Here is a 20,998-nt window from a genome sequence, read left to right on the forward strand (position 1 = left end):
CCATAGGGCAGCAGATCATCGCTGGATATGCCCAGCTTCGCACCAATTTCCTGAATCGGCTTCTTCCTCGCCTCGCGGGCAATCTCAATGTCGGATTTGTAACTCATTGGGTTTTAGACTCCCTGCAAAAGTAGGCCGAACGAATTCAGACCGGTCCACTTGTACGACCGGGACGGAATCGGTTACTTTCTTTAGGGTAAATAAATATTCCCTTTGGTCAACCTCTGAGTTACAGAGACCTTGACAGAACGATCATCTATCGCGCGATGACACCTGCGGATCACGCGTAGCGCTTGCGCCCTGCGCTGAGCCCTAACAACCAATCCTCGACGATGCGGCGTTCCGGGAATGCTTTTTGCGATGGGCTCTTCAGAAGGTAATATCCCGACTGCGTTCGCACCGATACGTCGTGGATTGGCCTGACCAACGCACCACTTTCGAGCAGCGGGTCAACAAGATGAGCCCAACCCAAAGCGACCCCCAACCCATCGACCGCTGCTTGTATCGAGAGAGGATAGGTGTTGAAGGCCACAGCGCGTTCCATCAAGGAAGTGGAGATTCCATTGCCGGTAAGCCAGGTATGCCATGTCATCCATTCCGCATGGCTGCTGGTCACTTCAATCAAATCCAACTCCGGCAGCGCGGACAGGACTGCCGCCTTCGGATTACTTTTGAGATATTCAGGGCTACACACCGGGAAAACGGTTTCTCCGAACAAAAGCTGAGCATCATATCCCGGCCAATCTCCATCTCCACGCAATATCGTCAGATCCATCGAATCAGACAAGCACTCTGCGTCGCTGTCCGAAGACACCAGCGAAATACGGATGCGCCCATTGGATTTGTTGAATTTACGTAGCTGCGGCATCAACCAGAGCGACGCGACAGAGTTGGTCGCAGAGATCGAAACCGTGTTGGCCTGATGTTTGGCCAACATATCACGGCTGACATCCCGCATCAGATCCAGTGATTTTTCTACGGTTGCCAACAATATGGCACCTTGCTGCGTCAACGAGACCGACCGATGGCCTCTAACAAACAAGGGCACATCATAATGTTGTTCCAACAGACGCACCTTGCGACTGATTGCCGTTTCCGAAATGTTGAGCACCTTGCTGGCCTGCGCAAAGCTCTGGGCCTTAGCGGCCGCTTCAAAAGCCAAAAGGTAGTCGAGCGGTGGAAGGATCTTCCCGGAAACTGGTGCTTTCTTTGGCATCTGGCGGCGGATTCCCAATCTAAAGCGGATTGCGATCAAAGAGCATTTGCCTTCGTCGGCTGAAAACCGATCAGGCAACTGACTGTTAAAATAGTGAAAACCGGGATTAGCCTCAAGATTTTATGGGCAACGCCTCTCAAATTTCTGTTCTGCATCTCGCGCAAATTTAGGCAGAATACGCAAATTCGGGGCCGGAAGAGCCCTCAATCCAAAATTGAACGTCACTCAGGGAGCAAACATGAAACTTTCAAACCTACTTTCTGCTGCAACCTTGGCAGCGGTAGCGGGCACCGGTGCGATCGCAGAAGACAGCAGCGATCCGATCGTCATCCCAATTCACAACTGGTCCAGCCAGATCGTGATGTCTTACGTGGTCGGCCAGTTGTTCGAAGAGATCGGCGATAATGTCGAATACGTCACGACCGACAGTCAGGCGGTCTACGAGTCGGTGCGTCTGGGCGACGTCACGCTTGAGATGGAAGTCTGGGAAGGCGCATTTGGTGCATCCTTCCGCGCGGCTCTGGAAAAGGGCGGTCTGCATGATGCGGGCGATCACGATGCCGTCACCCGCGAGGACTGGTGGTATCCGATGTGGACGAAAGAGTCCTGCCCCGGCCTGCCGGACTGGAAAGCCTTGAACGATTGTGCGCATCTGTTCGCGACAGCCGAAACCGGCGACAAAGGCCGATATCTGGACGGTCCGGTAGACTGGTTGAAGCATGGTAAAGAACGTGCCGAAGCACTTGATCTTAATTTCACCGTAATCAACGCAGGTTCGGCTGCAGCACTGTGGGCCGAGATCGGCGCCGCAGAAGCGGACAAGAAGCCGGTTCTGGTATTCAACTGGACACCCAACTTTGCCGAAGCTGTCTGGCCCGGTGAGTTTGTCGAGTTTCCAGCCTGGGAAGATGGATGCGATAAGGACCCATCCAAAGGTCCGAACCCCGATGCGCTGTATGATTGTGGTAACCCAGCAACCGGTTATCTGAAAAAGGCCGCATGGGATGGTATGAAAGACAAATGGCCCGCTGCCTACTGCGTATTGACTGAAATTTCCTTCACCAATCCGCAGATTGCGGAGATGGCCAAGCTGGTCGACACAGACGAGCTGGAACCGGAAGAGGCCGCCACCGAATGGCTGGATGCTAACCGCGCTGTTGTTGATCCCTGGATCGGCGCCTGCAGCTGATACCCCGGTCATACGCAACGAAATCGGCGCGGCCTTGCTGATCTCAGTGAAGCAAGGCCGCGCTTAACAAGAAAGAAAGGCAGCCATGTCCGCCACAGCGCCTGTAATCTCAGCCCAAAATGTCTGGAAACTATTTGGGCCTTCGCCCGAGAGCTATCTGAAGTCCATGTCGGCTGGCCGTAGCTTCGACGAGATTCGCGCGGACGGCTACATCGCTGGGGTCAAAGACGTCTCGATCGAGGTTGGCCGGGGCGAAATGCTGGTCATCATGGGACTGTCCGGATCAGGCAAATCAACTCTGGTGCGATGCTTTTCGCGCCTGCACGACATAACTGGCGGCACGATCAAGGTTGATGGTCAGGATATCATGGGCCTGAGCGAGCGTGACCTGATCGAATTGCGACGCAACAAGATGGGCATGGTGTTCCAGTCCTTTGGCCTGCTGCCGCACCGTACGGTCTTAGATAACGTGGCCTTCCCGCTGGAAATGCGTGGTCAGGATCGCCATGACCGACGCGAGCGGGCTTTGGAAGTTATCAAGCTAGTCGGCCTTGAGGGTCGTGAAGAGTATTTCCCGCGCGAACTCAGCGGCGGGCAACAGCAACGAGTCGGCATCGCACGGTCTTTGGCGATTGAGCCGGACATTTGGTTTCTGGATGAACCGTTCTCGGCCCTTGATCCATTAATCCGGCGCGAAATGCAGGATGAATTCCTTCGACTGCAAGAGATGCTGGGTAAGACTATTGTCTTTATCACTCACGATTTCGACGAAGCGCTGCGCCTCGCAGATCGGATTGCAATCATGCGCAATGGCGCGGTTGAACAATGTGATACACCCGATCAGATCGTCATGAACCCCGCCACCGAATACGTGGCGAAATTTACCGAAGACATCGACAAGGCCCGTGTCGTGCACGCAAAAGGGCTGGCAAAACCCATTAATGGACATGCTTTGGAAGGCACACCTGTCAATGGCGGCTCGACCATCCACGAATTGGCGCGGGTTCTGGTCAACGACAACCGCATCCTTCTGCCGGTTGCCGATGAAAAGGGTGTTGTCACTGGTGTTCTAGAACGCGACGCCGCGTTGAATGTCCTGCTTGGAACCGAATGATGGCGACGCTGTCCACTGATCTTCTCGAAACCTCGGATAAGCCGTCGGGGCGGACCCGCGTGCTTACGGCATTGCTGGTCGTGGCCTTTGCGCTGATCCTCGCCAAGGCCGCCGGTGTTTTGCCCGAATGGCTGAACCGCATACCCGAAGCGGCCATCCCACCCACCGCGCAGGTTCTGGATGCGATCTTCAACTTCATCCAGAACGACCTTGGCCTGATCTATGTGACTCGCTTCATTGCCGAAGGTCCGCTGGAGTTTTTGTTGGACACATCTGCCAACCTTTTGGAAGGCAAGCGTCGCTGGCCCAACCTGGGACCGATCCCATGGTCTGCGATTGCCGCGGTTGCCGCTGTCGTCGGTTATGCCGTCGGGGGATGGAAATTGGCAGCCCTTGGTGCGGGTACCTTTGTCTGGACGGCGGCGATCGGACAGTGGAAAATCGCTATGCAAACCATGTCCGTGATTGTAGTCGCGGCACCCTTGGCGTTCCTGTTGGGTCTGGTTCTGGGTATCGCCGCGTGGAAATATGGCTGGTTCGAGCGGATGCTGAAGCCCATCTTGTCCATATTGCAGACCCTGCCCTTCTTTACCTATCTGTTGCCGGCTGTGATCTTCTTCAAGGTCGGGCCAACAGCCGGGGCTGTGGCAACGATTACGTTCGCCATCCCGCCGATGATCCTAATGACAACACTGGGACTTAAAAAGGTCAGTCCCGAAGTGATCGAAGCGGGTCAGATGTCGGGTTGCACCCGCTGGCAGATGCTGCGCCACGTCTATGTTCCGGCGGCACGCACCGAAATTCTGGTCGGCGTCAATCAGGTGATCATGCTGTGTCTGGCCATGGTGGTTCTGACAGCGTTCATCGGTATGCCCGGACTTGGTGCCAAGCTGTTGGCAATGATGGGCAGCTTCAAACTGGGCCGTTCCTTCGAGATCGGAGTTACCATCGTTCTTCTGGCCGTGACGCTGGACCGGATGTCAAAGGCTTGGGTGGTCAAGCAACCGGTTCACTTTGAACGCGGCACCCCCTGGTGGAAGCGGCACCAGATCTCGCTGGTCGCACTGGGTTTATTCATCGGGTTTATCTTGCTGTCGCAGCTGTTCCCGATCCTTGCCGAAGTTGGCCGCAAGCAACACTTGAGCCAAGGCAAGGAAATTGACGTGATAATCAAGTCGTTTCTGGCGATTGACGCCATCAAGGGAACAACTGAATGGTTGCGCTGGTTCCTGAACGTCAAGGTTCTGATCCCGTTCCGGAACACGTTGCTGGCGATCCCCACCCCCGCCTTCATCCTGCTGGTCGTTGCCTTTGCCTATTGGGTCGGCGGACGCCGCCCGGGTATCTATGCTGCGGTGTTCTTTACCATCATCGCATTCTCGGGCTGGTGGGACCGGTCGGTGATCACGCTATATACAGTGATCTCGGCTGTTGCGCTGGCCACTCTGATCGGAATACCGCTCGGCGTGATTGCCGCGCGGTCCGAGCGCTGGTCCAAGAGCATCTTGCTGGCCTGCGACACCGCACAGACCTTTCCCAGCTTCATCTATCTCATCCCGGCTATCATGCTTTTCGGCGTCAATGACGTAGCTGTTGTGTTCTCGATCCTGATTTTCGCCGCAGTGCCATTGATCCGATACACCATTATTGGCCTCAGCAGCGTCCCTCCGGAAATGACAGAAGCGGCAGATATGTCCGGGTCCACGCGGCGTCAAAAGCTGATGTCGGTTCAATTCCCGCTGGCGCTGCCAACAATGGCCGTCGGGTTCAATCAGGCAATCATGTTTGCCTTTTTCATGGTCATCATCGCAGCCTTCATCGGCACACAGGACCTTGGACAGGAATTGCAACGCACGCTGGCAGGGACCGAATTGGGCAAGAACTTTGTCCTTGGCCTGAACGTGTCGCTGATGGCGCTGACCTTTGACATGGCCATTAGCAGCTGGGCGGAACAACGCAAAAAGCGATTGGGGCTCGATTGAGATGGAACCGCTTCAGAACAGACGTAGTGTTGCCCGTTTCGACGATACAGGATTTATCCGGATGCGGATGGACGGCCTGCCAGACGAGCAGGTTTGGTGGAAGAACGTCAGCTTTGATGAGAAAACCGGTCAAGGCAGCTATCTTATGAAGATGGCGCCGGGCACACGCTCGAACCCCCACATCCATCACGGACCGGAAGAGTTCTTTGTCCTCGAGGGCGATCTGACCGATCACGATGGGTTTTGCTATCGCAGCGGGGATTTCGTCAGCCTTGCCGCAGGATCCAGCCATTGCTCGCACACTGAAACGGGTTGTCTTTTGGTGGTGACGCACCGCGGCGCAACGGAATCCATTCAGGAAGGTGCATTATGAATGTGAAACCGGTTTTCGAAGTCCCATTCGAACGCAGCGGAGTTCTGGCCCCTGGCCTTCCGATCCTGCCCCACGGGACAGAGCGCCACCCGGTTCCCGGCATGGGGTCGCGCGCAGTTCCGGTGTCCAAAGGCGATACCATCACGTTGCTGGATCGCGATGGCATGCAACCGGCCGAAATGGTCTTTTTTGCTCCAGATCGGAGTTCCGACGCAGCCATGCTGGGCGCGCAGGGGCATGGGCGGCCCCAAGGGTTGATTGCAACGCTGGCAAATGGCTCCGCTTCAGGGAAAAAGGTACTGCGAGCTCTGGAGGTTGCAGGTTTCGACATCGGAAAAGGCGACGCAATTCGCGCATTTACCGATGGGTCTCGCCCCGGCGACATGGCGCATTTCGTGGCGGAAAACGATGGCCTTTTGATCGTCGCCGCACCCGGCAAGGCGATGCGCCCAGAGGACAACAATCCGCCCACGGATATCATCTTGTATATCCAACGCTCTGCACCCGGATTGGAAAAGCCCGATGTAGGCCCGCCTGATCCGCTGGCTGATCCTTTGAAGGACATCAACATTCAGCCCGGCAATGCCAAGTCCTATGAGGTCAAAGCAGGAGAATTCATACAGGTCGTGGATATCCGCGGGCGCGAGTGTTCTGATTTCCAGGCCTTCAGCCGCCGGGCACTGGATCAAGGGATCGAGCGCGAGATCGACCCGACCACAACCCGCAGTCTGATGGGCAGCCTATATCCTCAACCGGGGATTTTCTCGAAATACTGGTCGGTCGATCAAGAACCTTTGGTCGAAATCGTACAGGACACCTGCGGACGGCATGACACGTTCGGCCTTGCCTGTACCGCGCGGTATTACGAAGACCTTGGCTATCCCGGTCACGTGAATTGTTCGGACAATATTAACAAGGATCTGGATCAGTATGGCATCAAACCGCGTGGTGGCTGGCCTGCGATCAATTTCTTCTTCAACACAATGCTGGACGAGACCAACGCCATCGGTATGGATGACCCGTGGTCACGGCCTGGCGATTTTGTCCTGTTGCGTGCACTGACCGATCTGGTCTGTGTCAGCACTGGATGTCCCTGCGACATCGATCCGGCGAATGGCTGGAACCCAACCGACATTCAGGTTCGAACCTACAAGGCGACCGAGGATTTCAAGCGATCCTACGGCTACAGAAAATCTGCGGAGGCGGATGTGGAAGAAACCAAAAAAACCGCGTTTCACGACTGCTTTGCACGGCACACCCGTGATTTCATAGAATACAACGGCTATTGGCTACCCAATACAATGACCAATCACGGTGCGATTGCTGAATACTGGGCCTGTCGGGACAAGGTCGCAGTCATGGACCTGAGCCCCTTGCGGAAATACGAGGTTGTCGGACCTGACGCCGAAGAACTGTTGCAGCTTTGTGTGACTCGCAACATGAAAAAGCTGAGCGTTGGTCAGGTCGTCTACACAGCCATGTGCTATGAACATGGTGGCATGATAGACGATGGCACTGTCTATCGTTTGGGAGAGACCAATTTCCGCTGGATTGGCGGTTATGACACCAGCGGATTGTGGCTGCAGGAACAGGCACTCAAACGCAATATGAATGTCTGGGTGCGCAATTCTACGGACCAGTTACACAACATCGCGGTACAGGGGCGGCACAGCCGCGACATCCTTTCCAAGATATTCTGGACGCCGCCTCAGCAACCGACGATCGAAGAACTGCCATGGTTCCGGCTTACCGTCGCACGTGTGGGCGATGTGCAGGGGACGTCAGTGGTTATTTCCCGGACAGGTTACTCCGGCGAACTTGGATACGAAATCTTCTGCCACCCCAAAGATGCCGTCGAAGTCTTTGATCGCGTCTGGGAAGTCGGTCAGGAACACGGCATCGCACCGCTCGGGCTTGCGGCGCTCGACATGTTGCGGATCGAAGGCGGATTGATCTTTGCCGGGTCGGAATTCGATGATCAGACGGACCCGTTTGAAGCAGGCATCGGCTTTACGGTGCCACTGAAGTCAAAAACCGACGATTTCATCGGACGGGCGGCAATCGAAGAGCGCAAAGCACACCCGCACCGTAAATTGGTCGGTTTCGAAGTCGAAGGGGGCACCGTCCCCTCGCCCGGCGATTGCGTGCGCGTTGGAAAGGCGCAGGTTGGCGAGATTACAAGCGCAATGAAATCACCCGTTCTTGGCAAGGTCATCGCATTGGGCCGGGTTTCAGTTACCCACGCCACCATTGGGGCAGACATTGAAATCGGACAGTTGGACGGGCAGCAAAAGCGATTGAAAGCTAGGATCGTTCCATTCCCGCATTTTGATCCGGCAAAAGATCGCGTGAAAGGGATATACGCAGAAGCGATGGTTCCGGACGCCGCAGAGTAGCCACAAATAGGGTGACGATATTCAAATTCATCATGTCCAATCGTCGCCACGCCTCAAGAATGCACTCGTCGTTCGGCTTTGGAATTGTGCCCAAAACGGGCATTTTCAGACCGCTGCTCCGTCAAATCAACTTGTTCGCATTACTGGCGTTGTATTCGATACCCGTTTTGGCGGACGAATGTGATCGGATTACTATGCTGGAAAGCTACGAAACGTCTGCAGTCTCACCCGATGCCGCAATCTGTGAAACCTTTTTGGGCTTGGCCGGCGCCAAGGGAATTTCATGCTTTTGGTCATTTTCGTATCGAAGCGATAACGCTGAGCTATTTTTTCGCGACGCTTGGCTGGAAGTTATACGCTGTCGCGAAGGTATCAGCCCATCAAATTCCGACCCTGTGAACCACCCCGACAGCTACTACTTGCAGGAACTGATCACAGTGCGAGGTACATACCGCGTGTCAAAGAAGGACAAGAGCCAGAAAAACCAAACTTTAGTTGTAGTGGGTTTTGTAAACCACGAATAAGAAGCTCTTGCGTCTCGCCACCGTCGCGATGGCGAACAAATCAGCTAGGATCATCTGGGCTATTCTGACAAACAAAAGGAGTACCGGCAGACGGTCGCTTGATCCCGCCCAGAGATGCAAGACGCTTGACGTGAAGATGCAAAACGAAATCACCCAAGAGTAAGGGCACTCGGACCAAGATCGCGTCCCTCAGAGGTCGTTTAGCCGAGAGGAATCATACTTGCGGAACTCATCAGGGTTATCGGCAACAGCTTCACAAACAGGCCGGACACACGACTGTGCTAAAAGACCAGCGCAATCATCGAAATCTCTTGCAACGCAAGAGCCATCCACACACGACCTTGGGTAGAGTCTTCGTTTACTGCCGTGGCATCCCGATCTACAGAGATTCACAACAGTTTTGCATGCTCTTCACTGTTCACTGCTTCCGCCAAGCCACGTTCTTGTCGCTTCAAGCCCTTCGCGCAAAACAGAAAACATCTTCTTAATTTCACTTTCGCTAATGATAAGGGGCGGTGAAAGCACACACATATTGATAACAGGCCGAACTAATAACCCACGTTTTTGGCATTCTATATCGATCTGGCCACCAATCTCGTAATCGCGCCCCAGCTCGCTCTGAGGATCACCGTCGACTGAGCACTGAATGCAACCCATTAAACCCATCCCACGCACGTCGGCAACGATGTCGATCTGACGCAACTGCTGCAGCTGATCCTGAAAAGTCGGAGCGACCTTTCGAACGTGTTCGAGAAGTTTTTCCCGCTCAATAATCTCAAGGCTCTTCAAACCCGCAGCCGCGCTGACCGGGTGACCAGAATATGTATAGCCATTTGAAAAGGTAGCATCTTTTCCTGCAACGTCTGCGATTAATCGGTCCGAGATAATCGCGGCACCCATTGGTGCATACCCAGATGTCATTCCTTTGGCACAGGTGATTATGTCTGGCTGAATGCCGAAAACAGCCTCTGACGAAAACCAATGCCCCAATCGCCCGAAAGCTGTGACCACTTCGTCGGAAATGTATAGAACATCATACTTCTTGCAGATGTTCAGGCAGCTTTCGTGATACCCTATGGGCGGCACGATCACGCCGCCAGAGGCAAGAACCGGTTCGGCAATAAAAGCAGCAACATTTTCTGGACCAAGCGCCAAAATGGCGTTTTCAAGATCGGAAACTTTCTCTTTCAGAAGGCTCTCATCGCTTTGACCGGTCGCACGATAAAGCGGATTCACGTCTGGCAAGAAATGTGCGAGGTCATCGGCCTTGTCGAGCCAAAGCCTGTCACGCTCTTTTCCACTGACGCTGGCCGCCAGATAGGTGCTGCCATGATAGGCTTTTTGCCTTGAAATAATCCTCTTTTTCTCGGGCCGACCCAAGAGGTTGTTTCGAAAATGGACAAATCGGATAGCCGTATCCACCGCAGTGGAACCGCCGGTGGTAAAAAAGACATTGTTCAAATCGCCCGGCGTACGTTTGGCGATTTCGCGTGCGAACCGCGCGGCAGTCGAGTTGGCGTTGTTGAAGGGCGAGAAATAGGCAAGGTTCCGCGCTTGCTCAGCCATGGCCTCGGCCATCTCCTCTCGTCCATAACCGATCTGGGTGCACCACATGCCTCCCGGTCCGTCGATCAAGCGTTCGCCTTGTTCGTTCACCACGTGGATGCCGCTGGCACCTTCGATAAATGTCCGGTCGTTTTCGCGCAAAGTTGCCATCCCTTCCCACGGGTGCAGGAAGTGATCATTGTCCCATTGCTTGGCATTAGAGTTATCCACGGGGGGCCATGCTTTCTGCGCTCATCACAATTGGGAATTCTTCGCGCACCTGAGCGTCCGAGGCGCCAAAGTAGTTGGGGAAATGGGTGTCGAGAATAGAATTGGCCTTGTCACGGGCACGGTCCATCAGATCAGTTTTGCCCTCGTTTTCCCATGTATCTGTACGCTCACGATCCATGAGCCGCGGGTAGACAAATTCGGTGTTCATATAGTTCAGCGTGTGTGGGTTTCCGAGGAAATGACCAGGATCAATGGCACACTGGTGGATCACATCCACCGCCATGGTTTCGTCTGTAACCTCTATCCCACGTAACGATCGCAGGATCATACCGCCCGCTTCGTCATCGATAACCATGCTTTCAAAACTGCATCCCATCAGGCTGCCAATCATGCCCCCGAATTCGCAAAGGCGATTGGCACCGGCATGAGCGGCTAGCGTGAAGGTCAGCGCCTTTTCCAACCCGTATTGCGCGTCAGGTAGTTTGGCATCGGTCATGCCTGCGCCAACGGATGTGGGAAGGCCATAGAAATTACCCATCTGAATGGCTGCCGCCCCTATCAGGGCCTGCTCTCCGCTGCCGCCAGTGAACGACCCGCTGCGCAGATCAGTGATGAAGGGCCAGGCGGCAAAACAGACCGGACAACCTGGTGTGATGAGGTTCACGATGGCAACGCAGGCCAGCGTTTCGGCCACGGTTTGCACCAGCGTTCCCGCAAGCGTCGCGGGGGCTGTGGCCCCGGCTTGCGGAGGCACAGCCAGATCGACAGTCAGGCCAAGCTTGGCGGTATCAATCAGAATCTCCATATTTTCCTTGCCGATCCGCAGGGGTGAAACCATGGGGCAGCCGCCAAAAATGACACTTGGTTTTTTCATGAAAGCGCCTTCACCCCCGTGGGCCAAATCAAACATGCGGATGGCATGCGGGATATGACTGCGGTCGCGAAAAGTAAGGCAAGCAGGTTTTTGGCTACCGGCGAGCATTGCATATATGGTGTTCATATCGTGGGCGAAATCATCGGTCACATCGGTGGCCAAAACTGTGTCGCCCAGCATATGGATGTTGTCTAAACGGTCCACTAGACGGGTGAAGTCATAGACATCGCGCAGGACCGAAGGTCGATAAGATTTCGATTGTGAATCGAAGGTGGTGACAGCGGTGCCAGAGTTGGCGAAGTAAACGCTCTCTGCCGAGCAATGCATATCGTCTTTGCCTTCACGCTCTCCGCGGGCATAGACGTAAAACTCCTTGGCGGCACCAGCCAGGATGTCTTCCATCAGGGCGCGGGGGAAGCACAGCCGATTGAGGTCATTCATCACCGCACCCTTGGGCAGCACCAGATCAAGCAGTTCCGGGAAATGGTCGGTAACGCCGGTGTTTTCCAGAACGGTCAAGGCCGCTTGATGGATGTTCTCCATATCTGCTTGTGTCAGCGGTTTATAGCGTCCGCCACTTAGGCCGCCTCGTACAGCCTCATTGCCCGTAGTCGCCTGTTGCACCTTTATGCGCGCGGCGCGCCCGCCGCCGCCGCGACGGCGTGATTTTACCTCAGCCATGACCGGACATCCTTTGTTCTGGTTCCGGGCTGATCATGTTGAAATAGAAGTCATAAAAATCCTGGATCGAGGTTTCCACGTCGCCCAAAGGGCCGGGTTGGAAGTATTGAGAGTTTACGCCGGACTGGTTGTGCCGAATGATGCGTTCGTCATCCAAAGATGTGACATGCCAAAGCCAGGTCAGGTTTTCTTTGTTGTAGTCCTGGCCTTCTTCGGCGTCAGCACGAACCAGCCAGACCACCTGAATGTCGGTTTCCTGTAAGCCTCGTGGAATGAAGCGGTAGCCGACCATGTGATCCGAATAAATCAGGAACCAATTTAGTGGACCAATATCAAAGTCAGTTGCGCCACCGTCGAAGCCTTTCAACGTTCCAAGCAATGGCGCAAGCGCCTCGCCCGATTTGCTGCCGGTTTTGTAGCCCGGATAAAGCGGATAGCGCCGACAATACGCGCTGGTAAATGGGGTCGGCGCAGCGTCGCCGACAAGCGCCAAGTCATCAGGTGACAGCCCAATTTCCACAGCCCTTGCCTTTAGCGGTTCGATCAAGCCAACCATGTCTTGCGGCGATTTCAGACTATGGGAACGAGAATACTCTTTGTGCGCTGGCCCGCAGTGGTAGCACTCAAGATAGTTTTCCACCGCTAGTTTCCAATTCGCTGGAACGGGAAACGACGCCGTATGCGCTACTTTCAGATCGTCAAAGCCATAGGGCTCGACAAGTGGCGAAAGTTGGTTGAGGACAGGATCAAGCGATGGTGTATTTGCATCGGCACAGACAAAGATCAGACCTTTGAAGACACTCACCTGAACAGGAAAGAGCCCGAATTGGGACGGGTCAAAGTGTTCCCCCATGTTGTGACCTGCACGAAGTTTTCCCGATAGCTCATATGTCCAGGCGTGGTAGGGGCAAACAAGAACACGGGCGTTGCCGGACTGTTCGGTGCAAACGCGAGATCCCCGATGGCGACAGACGTTCAAATGAGCGCGAACTTCGCCTTCGCGGTCGCGAACAACGATAATGCTCTCCGGGCCATAGTCGAACAGGAAGTAGTCACCGGGGTTTGGGATTTGGCTGATATGCCCGGCCCAGAGCCAGTTGCGGTTCCAGACCTGGACGATGTCATAATTATAGATGTCTTGCGAGGTATAGAAACCGCGCGGTAAGGCGTGGCCGTACTGGTGCGAGGCTATCAACGCATCCAACTCAAACGGTCGGCTGTTCATCACGTTTCCTCCAAATCGATTATCTCGCGGCGAAACCAATCCTGGTCTGCTTCGGCCTTGGGGCGTTCAAAATCGCGGGCGGCACGGTGGCCTGCGAAGACCGCGTCCACGATCAATCCCGGAGACGCGGCATCGCCAATAAGTTCGAGGGTTTTGAATCCAACCCCGTGCAGGCTGTCATACAGCGCCGTCTCACGCTGGCGTTCGGTGACCAGAATTGTTGAGGCACACGGAATATCCGTTTCACGACCGGTAAAGGCACAACCGATGCGTGCCATGTCACCTTCAGCCGCCGTCAGCACCTGATTGCAGCGAATGTCGATGCCAAGCTCGATCAGGCGGGCCTGAATGCGCGGCTGCTCCAAAGTATTGACGGCGTAAGCTGAGACCAAACTCTCCGGCGTGACAAAGACCACTTGGTATCCGGCGGTCGCCAGTTTTTCGGCGATCACTCCTGCCAGATAGATGTGGTCATCATCATAGATCATCACCGGGCCATCCGGAGGCAGAACGCCGTTCATGATGTCATCAGGCGTCAGCACATTTGCGCTTTGCTCGATCTGAGGCATATTGCGTTGCGTGCTACGGCCCATGCCGTCGTTGCGCCAATGGCTGCCACTGGCTACAAAGACGTGTTCGACACCTAGCTCTGCCACCTGATCGCCATCAAGCCTGCTGTCGGTGAACAATTGGACGTTGCCGCGCTGCTTCAGATCATTCAGGCGATAGTCGACGACGCGGGACCAAGCTGCGAGGCCGGGAAGTTTGCTTTCCTTTGCAACACGTCCACCAAATTCAGCAGCCGCTTCGGCCAAGGTCACCTGATATCCTCGCCTTGCCAATTGCGTGGCGCATTCAAGTCCGGCAGGACCACCGCCAATAACCAAAGTATCCGCGTTGCTCTTCTTCGGCGCGATGATCTCAGGGTGCCAACCGCGGCGCCATTCCTCGCCCATTGTCGGGTTTTGAGTGCAGCGGATCGGGACGCCAAGATTGTCAGAGGAGACGCAGATATTACAGCCGATGCATTCGCGGATTTCGTCGATCCTGCCTTCTGCAATTTTCTTCGGAATGAACGGGTCCGCGATGGAAGGTCGCGCAGCTCCGATCAGGTCGACAATACCCTTTTTGACCATCGACAGCATCATGTCGGGGGACGTTAGGCGACCGACACCAACCACAGGTTTCCGTGTGACCTGTTTGACGTGGGACAGAAACGCGTTCTGATAGCCATCTTCCGGCTGAAAACGGGTCGTGGCACTGTCATTCGACCAATCGGCCACATTCACATCCCATAGGTCAGGAAGATCCGCCAAAAGTTCGACCACGGCGCGGCCTTCTTCAGCGGCCTGCATGCCGTTGGCACCCATCATCTCATCAATGGCAAAGCGGAATGCCACAGCGCAGCTGTCGCCTACAGCTTCGTGGGTGTCTTCCAGAAGCTCGCGGGTTAGACGCACACGGTTTTCAAGTGACCCACCATATTCGTCACTCCGCTGGTTCATATGCGGCAGCATGAAATGTTGCGCCAATGTCATGTTGTGTCCGGCATAAACGTAAACGATGTCAAATCCGGCTTCTTTTGCACGCAAGGCGGCGTCGCGGTGCCAGCGGCGAAATTCCCGAATATCGGACTTATCCATGGCCTGCGCCTGCTTAGGATGCGTCGTGTCAACGGACATCTCGGAAGGTGCAAGAACCGGAGCGCGGGTCAGCAGGTTTTGCGCATGATTGCCATTGTGAACCAGTTGGATGGCCGCCAACGCACCATGTGCATGTACCGCATCCGTCATCAGCCGCAACGCGGGCACATCGCGCCCGTCCCATAGCCGCCCTTCGGCATAAGGAGACAGGTCAGAGGTCGGGTGAATCTCCGTCTCCTGATTGGAAACTACCGCCCACCCGCCTTCTGCTTTCATCCCACGGACGGCAGCATCCGCCCGCGGCCTGAGGTGCCCAAGCCCGGTGCAATGAGGCACCTGATAGAAGCGGTTTTTTGCTGTAACTGGCCCAATCTGAACCGGTTCCAAGAGCAAAGCATATGCGTTCGCGTTCGACATAACCACGCGTTTTCCTGTATTTGGGATCCGGAGCCGAATGGCCCCGGAAATGTGGTTGTATTAGAAGCCGGCTTTGATCCGCTCGAACTCCGCCAGCATTTTTGCTTCAAGCTCAGGATTCACCGCATCAAAGAACAAGCTGCCTTCGAAAAAGCTTTTGGGATCAGAGAAGCCATAGGTCTCAATGCTGGTCTGATCGGCGATTTCGAACGCCTTGGCGTTGGAATGCGGGTAACCCCAATTGTCGATGATGTACTGGCCGCTGGCAGGATCAGTGAGTGCATTCAACAGATCATAAACCTGATCGACCGGTGTTGTAGAAGACTTCAGATGCACATAGCCGCAAGCCCAGGTCGCGATACCTTTGTCAACGTCTCGCATCATTGCCGCAGGCACTTCGTTCCAGATCAGGTTCAGCTCGGACTGGTTCCAGGCCCAACCCATTTCGATCTCACCACTGGTCATAGCTTGATCAAACTGACCCGCATCGGACCAGTAAAAGCGCATGTTCGGGTGGATCGAGCGCAGGAAGTCAGACGCTTCCTTGAACTGCTCATCGCTCAGGTTGGTGTAGTCGTCAGCATTTCCGGTAGCCAACGCCGCCAATGCATATGCAGATGATGCGGCATCCGGGATGGCGATCTTGCCAGCATAGGCCGGATCAGCCAGCAGTTGCAGCGAGATGTCATCGCCTGAGATTTTGTCGGTGCGATAGATAAGGCCAGTATTCCCCCACTCGAACGGCAACATGTAAAGTTGGCCGTCCAGGACGATGGCGTCCACTTCCTTGATCTCGGGCAGCACATCGGCCCAATTGGTCAGCTTGCTTTCGTCCAGCGGCTGTATCAGATCGGCCGCGACCCATTTCCTGACCGCGTCGGAACAAGGATGTGCCAGATCAGCCGTGAAACCCGAGCTTAGTTTCGTAAAGGCTTCCTCCTGACTCCCGAAATAGGAATAGCTTGGCGCCTCATTCCCGTATTTTTCCATGTAGCTGGCGAAGAAGCCCGGGTCTTCATACCCCGACCAGTCAAACACCGTCAGATCGGCGCCACCGGCACTGGCGCTTCCTGTACTTATTGCCGTCGCACATGCGAAGGCCGCAATTCCCTGAAGTTTCATATTATCCTCCCTTTTTTATTCTATGTTTGTACCAAGATCGATCACGCTGGCGCTCTGAAGCCCCAGCCAGACCGCGTCGCCGCGATTGAAATCAACCGTGTGAAAATAGTTCGGAACCGAGACCGAGATCGGCTTGTCGGTCCCCGCAACCTGTATGTGGTAGTGAATGTTTTCACCGTAGAAGGCGACATTGCTGACTGTGCCCTGAACAGTTGATGGGTAGTCCTCGGGTTTTTCAGTGGTGATTTCCAATTGTTCGGGCCGAATGCCGATGTTCATATCTCGGGCGCTGGTCGCGACGTTAGGGTTCCTTTCAATCTCCATTTGGCCAAAGGCCTTGGCGTCGATTGAAAGCGTATCGCCATTTTCTGCCAGCAACTGTGCTGGCAAGATGTTCATCTCACCGATGAAACTGGCAACCTGTTGATCGCAGGGGCGGGCATAAAGCGTGGTTGGTGTATCCACCTGCTTGAGCCGCCCATTGAACATCACACCGATGCGGTCGGACATGGTCATCGCCTCATATTGGTCGTGTGTGACCATCACGAAAGTGATGCCAAGGGATTGCTGCAGGTTACGCATTTCAAACTGCATCTGCTCACGCAGCTTCTTGTCGAGGGCTGACAAGGGCTCATCCAGCAACAACACTTTAGGTCGCATGATCAGCGCACGGGCGAGCGCCACCCTTTGCCGCTGCCCGCCCGACAATTCACTTGCGCCGCGATCCTGAAGACCGCCCAATTCGACCATTTCCAAAGCTTCCGACACGCGCTGGTCAATCTCGACTTTGGGCGCCCTGCCGCGTAGTCCATAGGCCACGTTGTTTCCGACGTTCAGGTGCGGGAAGATGGCGTAGCTTTGAAAAACCATGTTTGTTGGGCGGTTGTTGGCCGGGACACCTTCCATGTCCTGACCGTCGATCAGCACGGTGCCCTTGGTCGGTTCCTGGAAACCCGCGATCATCCGCAATACCGTGGTTTTGCCGCATCCCGATGGGCCGAGAAGCGAGAAAAACTCGCCCTCTTTGAGGTCGAGATTGATACCGCTAGCCGCCAAGAACGTGCCATAGCGTTTCTCGACGCCCCTGAGTTCTATGATATTTCTGACTGTCATCGGACCTCTGATGCGGATGAGCGGCGGCGGAAATACTCGGCCAGCACCAAAAGCAGGACCGATGTAAGCAGCAGGATAGAGCCCAGCGCCAGCACGTTTGGAAGCTTGGCGGGGAAACGGATCTGGCTCCAGATATAGACCGGCAGGGTTGGCTGGTTGCCGGACAGGAAAAAGGCCAGGACGAACTCATCGAAGCTGACCGTAAAAGTGACCAGCATGCTGGCTACGATACCGGGGGAAACGACCGGCAGCGTCACGCGGCGGAAGGTTTCGAACACGCCGACGCCCAGATCGTAAGATGCCTCTTCCAGCGAGGCATCAAAGTCATCAAATGCAGACTTCAGGATCGAGACGGAAAATGGCAGCGCAAGAAACGTATGACCCAGAACGACGGTCAGCAAAGACGGCTTGAGACCAATGAACAGAAACAAAACCAGCATTGAAGAAGCCACGATAATGCCAGGTATAACCAAAGGCAGCATCACCAGACCCTCTGCGGCACGCTGACCGCGAAACCGGTACCGAACAAAGGCGCGGGCGGCGAACAATCCCATGGTGGTAGATAAAAGTGCGACGACGGTGCCGACACCAAGCGAATTCCAAAGGGCCTGGATCAATGTATCCTGCTCGCCCAGCTTCCTATACCAGTCCAGCGTCCAGCCCTTGATCGGAAAAGCGACGATTGTGCCGCTGTTGAATGAAAACAAGGGCAGAAAAAGAACCGGCAGGTACAGAAATACCAGATACAGGAAAGCATAGGCCGTAAGGGTCGAGGGACGTCTCATCTGATCCGCCTCCCTAGCCGAGTCGCGGTAATCACAAACACTATGGCGACAAAACCGACTGACAGCATCGCGATCAGCGACAGTGTGGCGCCGAGTGGCCAGTTATTGGCAGCCCCGAACTGCACCTGAATAAGGTTGGCGATCATCTTCCCGTCCGACCCGCCGACCAGTGCCGGCGTTACATAATCGCCTACGGTCGGGATGAAGATGATCAGGCAAGCAGCAATGATCCCTGGAATGGTCAGCGGCAGCGTCACCCGCATAAAGCGCTGAAAAGAGCTGTTGCCGAGGTCTGTGGCGGCTTCCAGCAGGCTTGGATCGATTTTCTGCAATGAAACATAGATCGGCAGGATCGCAAATGGCGCCCAGGCATGAGCAAGCGTCAGCACGACTGCAAATTCATTGTAGAGCAAGAAGTCGAGCGGTTCGTCGATCAGACCAAGCATCAGCAGTGCAGAATTCATCACCCCGTTGAAACCAAGAATGAGTTTCCAGGCAAACACGCGCAGGAGATAGCTGGACCAGAACGGAATAGTGATGAGCAGAAGCCAGATTGTCTTTTTCCGTGCCTTCATCGCAATGAAGTAGGCGATAGGATAAGCCAGTGCGACGGTTACGACAGTGACCACCGCTGCAATCCAGATCGACCTGAGCATCAAGTGTCGAACCAGCGGGTCGGAAAACGCGTCGCGATAGTTATTCAGCGTCGGGGTCTTGTCGAGCGTCACATAGGTTTGGGTCCAAAACGAATAAGCGATCAGGATCACCAATGGCGCCGCAACCAGAAAGCCCACGTAAGCAGTGGCTGGTGCGCTGAGGGTATAGCCCCGGGACGCTTCGCTACGAAAGATCACCCAACCTCCCTTCTCGGTTTTCACGAGTCACTAATGGACGATCGTCCATTAAATGTTGCGCCAGAACAGCCTTTCGTGTCAATCTCTCTGTGACCTGCACATATGAGAAGACCTCAAACCAATGGAATCATTTGATAAAATGAAAGACCCTAAGGGAAGAAAGCGTAGTTCGAAACGCGATCCTGAGGCCAACAAGCAGCTTCTGATCAAGGCAACTTTGGACACTATCGCGGATATTGGAGTTACCGATACCTCGGTCAGCCGCATCTGCGAGCGTTCTGGATTATCACGCGGAATGATCCATTTGCATTTCGGGGGAAAGGACAATTTGTTGACGGCAGCAGCCCAGCATTTCAGTGCCCAATACTATGCTGAGATGGACAGATTGACCGATCTAGGCTCGGATGCATCGCCCGAAGACCGCGTGATGGCTGTGATCGAGGCGGATCTGTCCGAAGCTCTGCTCAATCCAAGAAGTACAAAAATCTGGCATGCATTCCGAGGCATCGCGAGTTCGCACGCTGGCATCGCCCGTTACAGCAGCACTCAGGATCAAAAACTTGTCGAGACTTTGCGGCTTGCGTTCAAGGAGATAGCGCAAGAAAACAAGCGTGACTCAAACTTGGTGGAGGATGCCACCGCCGGAACGTTGGCTTTGCTGGAAGGTATGTGGGTCAACTACCTAACAGATATGCAGGGCTTTTCACGACGACGTTCTGTTGATCTTGTCAGACGGTTCTTGTGCGGACTTTTCCCCGGAAAATTCAAATTGTGAGATTTTGGAACGCTGAGATTTGACACAGAAAACAGAAACTACTTGGGACACTGATGCAGACTTTTGACTATCGATATGCTTGGGCTTTGCGCGTGAAGGCTGTGTCGCAAACATTGGGCCTGGATTGACGAGTATATAGATTTCTTTTTTTGGTGTCCGCGTAATGTTCTCCAACAGGTTTCAGCATGACTTCCTTGAAAGGCTGTCATTTCCCCAAGGATGCAGTTTTGTATGCCGTTTACTTCTACCTGCGGTACACGGTTTCTTATCGTGATTTGGAAGAGATCATGGCGCATGGACGAAGCCTATATTCGTGTGCGCGGGAAGTGGATGTATCTTTATCGAGCGATCGACAAAGCGGGAAACACCCTCGACTTCATGCTGTCTAAGCGCCGGAACCGTCCAGCAGCAGCCAGGTTCTTCGCCAAAGCGCTGTCGTCAAACGGAATCCCAAACAAAATCGTCATAGACAAGAGTGGTGCAAATGCAGCCAGCATTCGAGAAGAGGACAGGATCCTGAAGCGGTTCGGGCGCTCTGCCAAGGTACAGATAATCAGCTCCAAATATCTGAACAACATGATCGAACAGGATCATCGGTTCATCAAGCGGTGCGTTCGGCACATGTATGGGTTTAAGTCGTTCGAAGCCGCCTCAGCCACATTGGATGACATTGAGCTGGCCAACATGATCCGCAAGCAGCAATTCTCTAGCGCTACGACCTCGGGCTTTCGGATGTTTGCTGTGATCGCAGGATAGATGTGTCCGGCAGCTCGCTGGCGCTGGCCGTTCTAAAAGTCTGTGACAGAACCGGATGCGACAGCTATCAAACCACAAACATCAGAAACGAATCTCAGATCAATCTCGGGCAAATACTCTTCAACTTAGCTCGCCTCACACATATTTTTTAATTCTCTCAGTTTTAACCCGCTAAAATGAAAA

16 protein-coding genes and 1 pseudogene are annotated in these 20,998 nt (G+C 54.5%); 8 read left to right on the forward strand and 9 right to left on the reverse strand.

Annotated elements, in window-relative coordinates:
• Positions 1 to 280: 280 nt before the first annotated feature.
• Positions 281 to 1,255, reverse strand: a complete 975-nt coding sequence (locus tag ABLN87_RS09060; RefSeq protein ID WP_353009277.1) for a LysR substrate-binding domain-containing protein — start codon at positions 1,253 to 1,255, stop codon at positions 281 to 283.
• Between the two features lie 199 nt (positions 1,256 to 1,454).
• On the opposite strand from ABLN87_RS09060, the gene ABLN87_RS09065 reads away from it, so the two are divergent.
• The 6 genes from ABLN87_RS09065 (at position 1,455) to ABLN87_RS09090 (ending at position 8,794) form a co-directional block, all read left to right on the forward strand.
• Positions 1,455 to 2,405, forward strand: coding sequence for an ABC transporter substrate-binding protein (locus ABLN87_RS09065; RefSeq protein WP_353009280.1), 951 nt, complete (start codon positions 1,455 to 1,457; stop codon positions 2,403 to 2,405).
• An 85-nt stretch (positions 2,406 to 2,490) separates the two neighbouring features.
• Positions 2,491 to 3,519, forward strand: a complete 1,029-nt coding sequence (locus ABLN87_RS09070) for a quaternary amine ABC transporter ATP-binding protein (RefSeq protein ID WP_353009283.1) — start codon at positions 2,491 to 2,493, stop codon at positions 3,517 to 3,519.
• Positions 3,519 to 5,501 carry an ABC transporter permease gene (locus tag ABLN87_RS09075; protein WP_353009285.1) on the forward strand — a complete coding sequence of 661 codons (1,983 nt, stop codon included), beginning with the start codon at positions 3,519 to 3,521 and terminating at the stop codon, positions 5,499 to 5,501. The genes ABLN87_RS09070 and ABLN87_RS09075 overlap by 1 nt, the downstream gene beginning before the upstream one ends.
• Before the next feature lies 1 nt (position 5,502).
• Entirely contained in the window at positions 5,503 to 5,874 is a 372-nt protein-coding gene (locus ABLN87_RS09080) for a cupin domain-containing protein (protein WP_353009288.1), read from the forward strand.
• Positions 5,871 to 8,270 (forward strand): DUF1989 domain-containing protein, encoded by a 2,400-nt coding sequence (locus tag ABLN87_RS09085; protein ID WP_353009289.1) that lies wholly within the window; start codon positions 5,871 to 5,873, stop codon positions 8,268 to 8,270. The genes ABLN87_RS09080 and ABLN87_RS09085 overlap by 4 nt, the downstream gene beginning before the upstream one ends.
• A gap of 32 nt (positions 8,271 to 8,302) precedes the next feature.
• Positions 8,303 to 8,794 carry a hypothetical protein gene (locus ABLN87_RS09090; RefSeq protein WP_353009291.1) on the forward strand — a complete coding sequence of 164 codons (492 nt, stop codon included), beginning with the start codon at positions 8,303 to 8,305 and terminating at the stop codon, positions 8,792 to 8,794.
• 411 nt (positions 8,795 to 9,205) lie between these two features.
• Here the strand turns inward: ABLN87_RS09090 and ABLN87_RS09095 are convergent, their stop codons facing one another.
• From ABLN87_RS09095 to ABLN87_RS09130, 8 genes are read right to left on the reverse strand one after another with little or no spacing between them, the layout of a single operon-like run.
• Complete coding sequence (locus ABLN87_RS09095; protein WP_353010240.1) at positions 9,206 to 10,510, reverse strand: aminotransferase; 1,305 nt, start codon at positions 10,508 to 10,510, stop codon at positions 9,206 to 9,208.
• Between the two features lie 52 nt (positions 10,511 to 10,562).
• The gene (locus ABLN87_RS09100; protein WP_353009293.1) at positions 10,563 to 12,125 is read right to left on the reverse strand and encodes a trimethylamine methyltransferase family protein; all 1,563 of its coding nucleotides are present in this window, start codon (positions 12,123 to 12,125) and stop codon (positions 10,563 to 10,565) included.
• Positions 12,118 to 13,350, reverse strand: a complete 1,233-nt coding sequence (locus tag ABLN87_RS09105; RefSeq protein ID WP_353009296.1) for an aromatic ring-hydroxylating oxygenase subunit alpha — start codon at positions 13,348 to 13,350, stop codon at positions 12,118 to 12,120. The genes ABLN87_RS09100 and ABLN87_RS09105 overlap by 8 nt, the downstream gene beginning before the upstream one ends.
• Positions 13,350 to 15,410, reverse strand: coding sequence for an FAD-dependent oxidoreductase (locus ABLN87_RS09110; protein ID WP_353009298.1), 2,061 nt, complete (start codon positions 15,408 to 15,410; stop codon positions 13,350 to 13,352). Before ABLN87_RS09110 ends, ABLN87_RS09105 begins: the two co-directional genes overlap by 1 nt.
• Positions 15,411 to 15,470: 60 nt before the next feature.
• Entirely contained in the window at positions 15,471 to 16,532 is a 1,062-nt protein-coding gene (locus ABLN87_RS09115; RefSeq protein WP_353009300.1) for an ABC transporter substrate-binding protein, read from the reverse strand.
• Between the two features lie 15 nt (positions 16,533 to 16,547).
• Positions 16,548 to 17,645 carry an ABC transporter ATP-binding protein gene (locus ABLN87_RS09120; protein WP_353009303.1) on the reverse strand — a complete coding sequence of 366 codons (1,098 nt, stop codon included), beginning with the start codon at positions 17,643 to 17,645 and terminating at the stop codon, positions 16,548 to 16,550.
• Entirely contained in the window at positions 17,642 to 18,430 is a 789-nt protein-coding gene (locus ABLN87_RS09125) for an ABC transporter permease (protein WP_353009306.1), read from the reverse strand. The genes ABLN87_RS09120 and ABLN87_RS09125 overlap by 4 nt, the downstream gene beginning before the upstream one ends.
• Positions 18,427 to 19,308 carry an ABC transporter permease gene (locus ABLN87_RS09130; protein ID WP_353009308.1) on the reverse strand — a complete coding sequence of 294 codons (882 nt, stop codon included), beginning with the start codon at positions 19,306 to 19,308 and terminating at the stop codon, positions 18,427 to 18,429. The genes ABLN87_RS09125 and ABLN87_RS09130 overlap by 4 nt, the downstream gene beginning before the upstream one ends.
• Positions 19,309 to 19,405: 97 nt before the next feature.
• On the opposite strand from ABLN87_RS09130, the gene ABLN87_RS09135 reads away from it, so the two are divergent.
• Positions 19,406 to 20,059 carry a TetR family transcriptional regulator C-terminal domain-containing protein gene (locus ABLN87_RS09135; protein WP_353009311.1) on the forward strand — a complete coding sequence of 218 codons (654 nt, stop codon included), beginning with the start codon at positions 19,406 to 19,408 and terminating at the stop codon, positions 20,057 to 20,059.
• Between the two features lie 185 nt (positions 20,060 to 20,244).
• Positions 20,245 to 20,815, forward strand: a pseudogene (locus ABLN87_RS09140) (IS6 family transposase).
• Positions 20,816 to 20,998 lie beyond the last annotated feature (183 nt).

The organism is Ruegeria sp. SCP10 (assembly GCF_040329495.1).
In the GTDB taxonomy this organism is placed as follows: Bacteria; Pseudomonadota; Alphaproteobacteria; order Rhodobacterales; family Rhodobacteraceae; genus Ruegeria.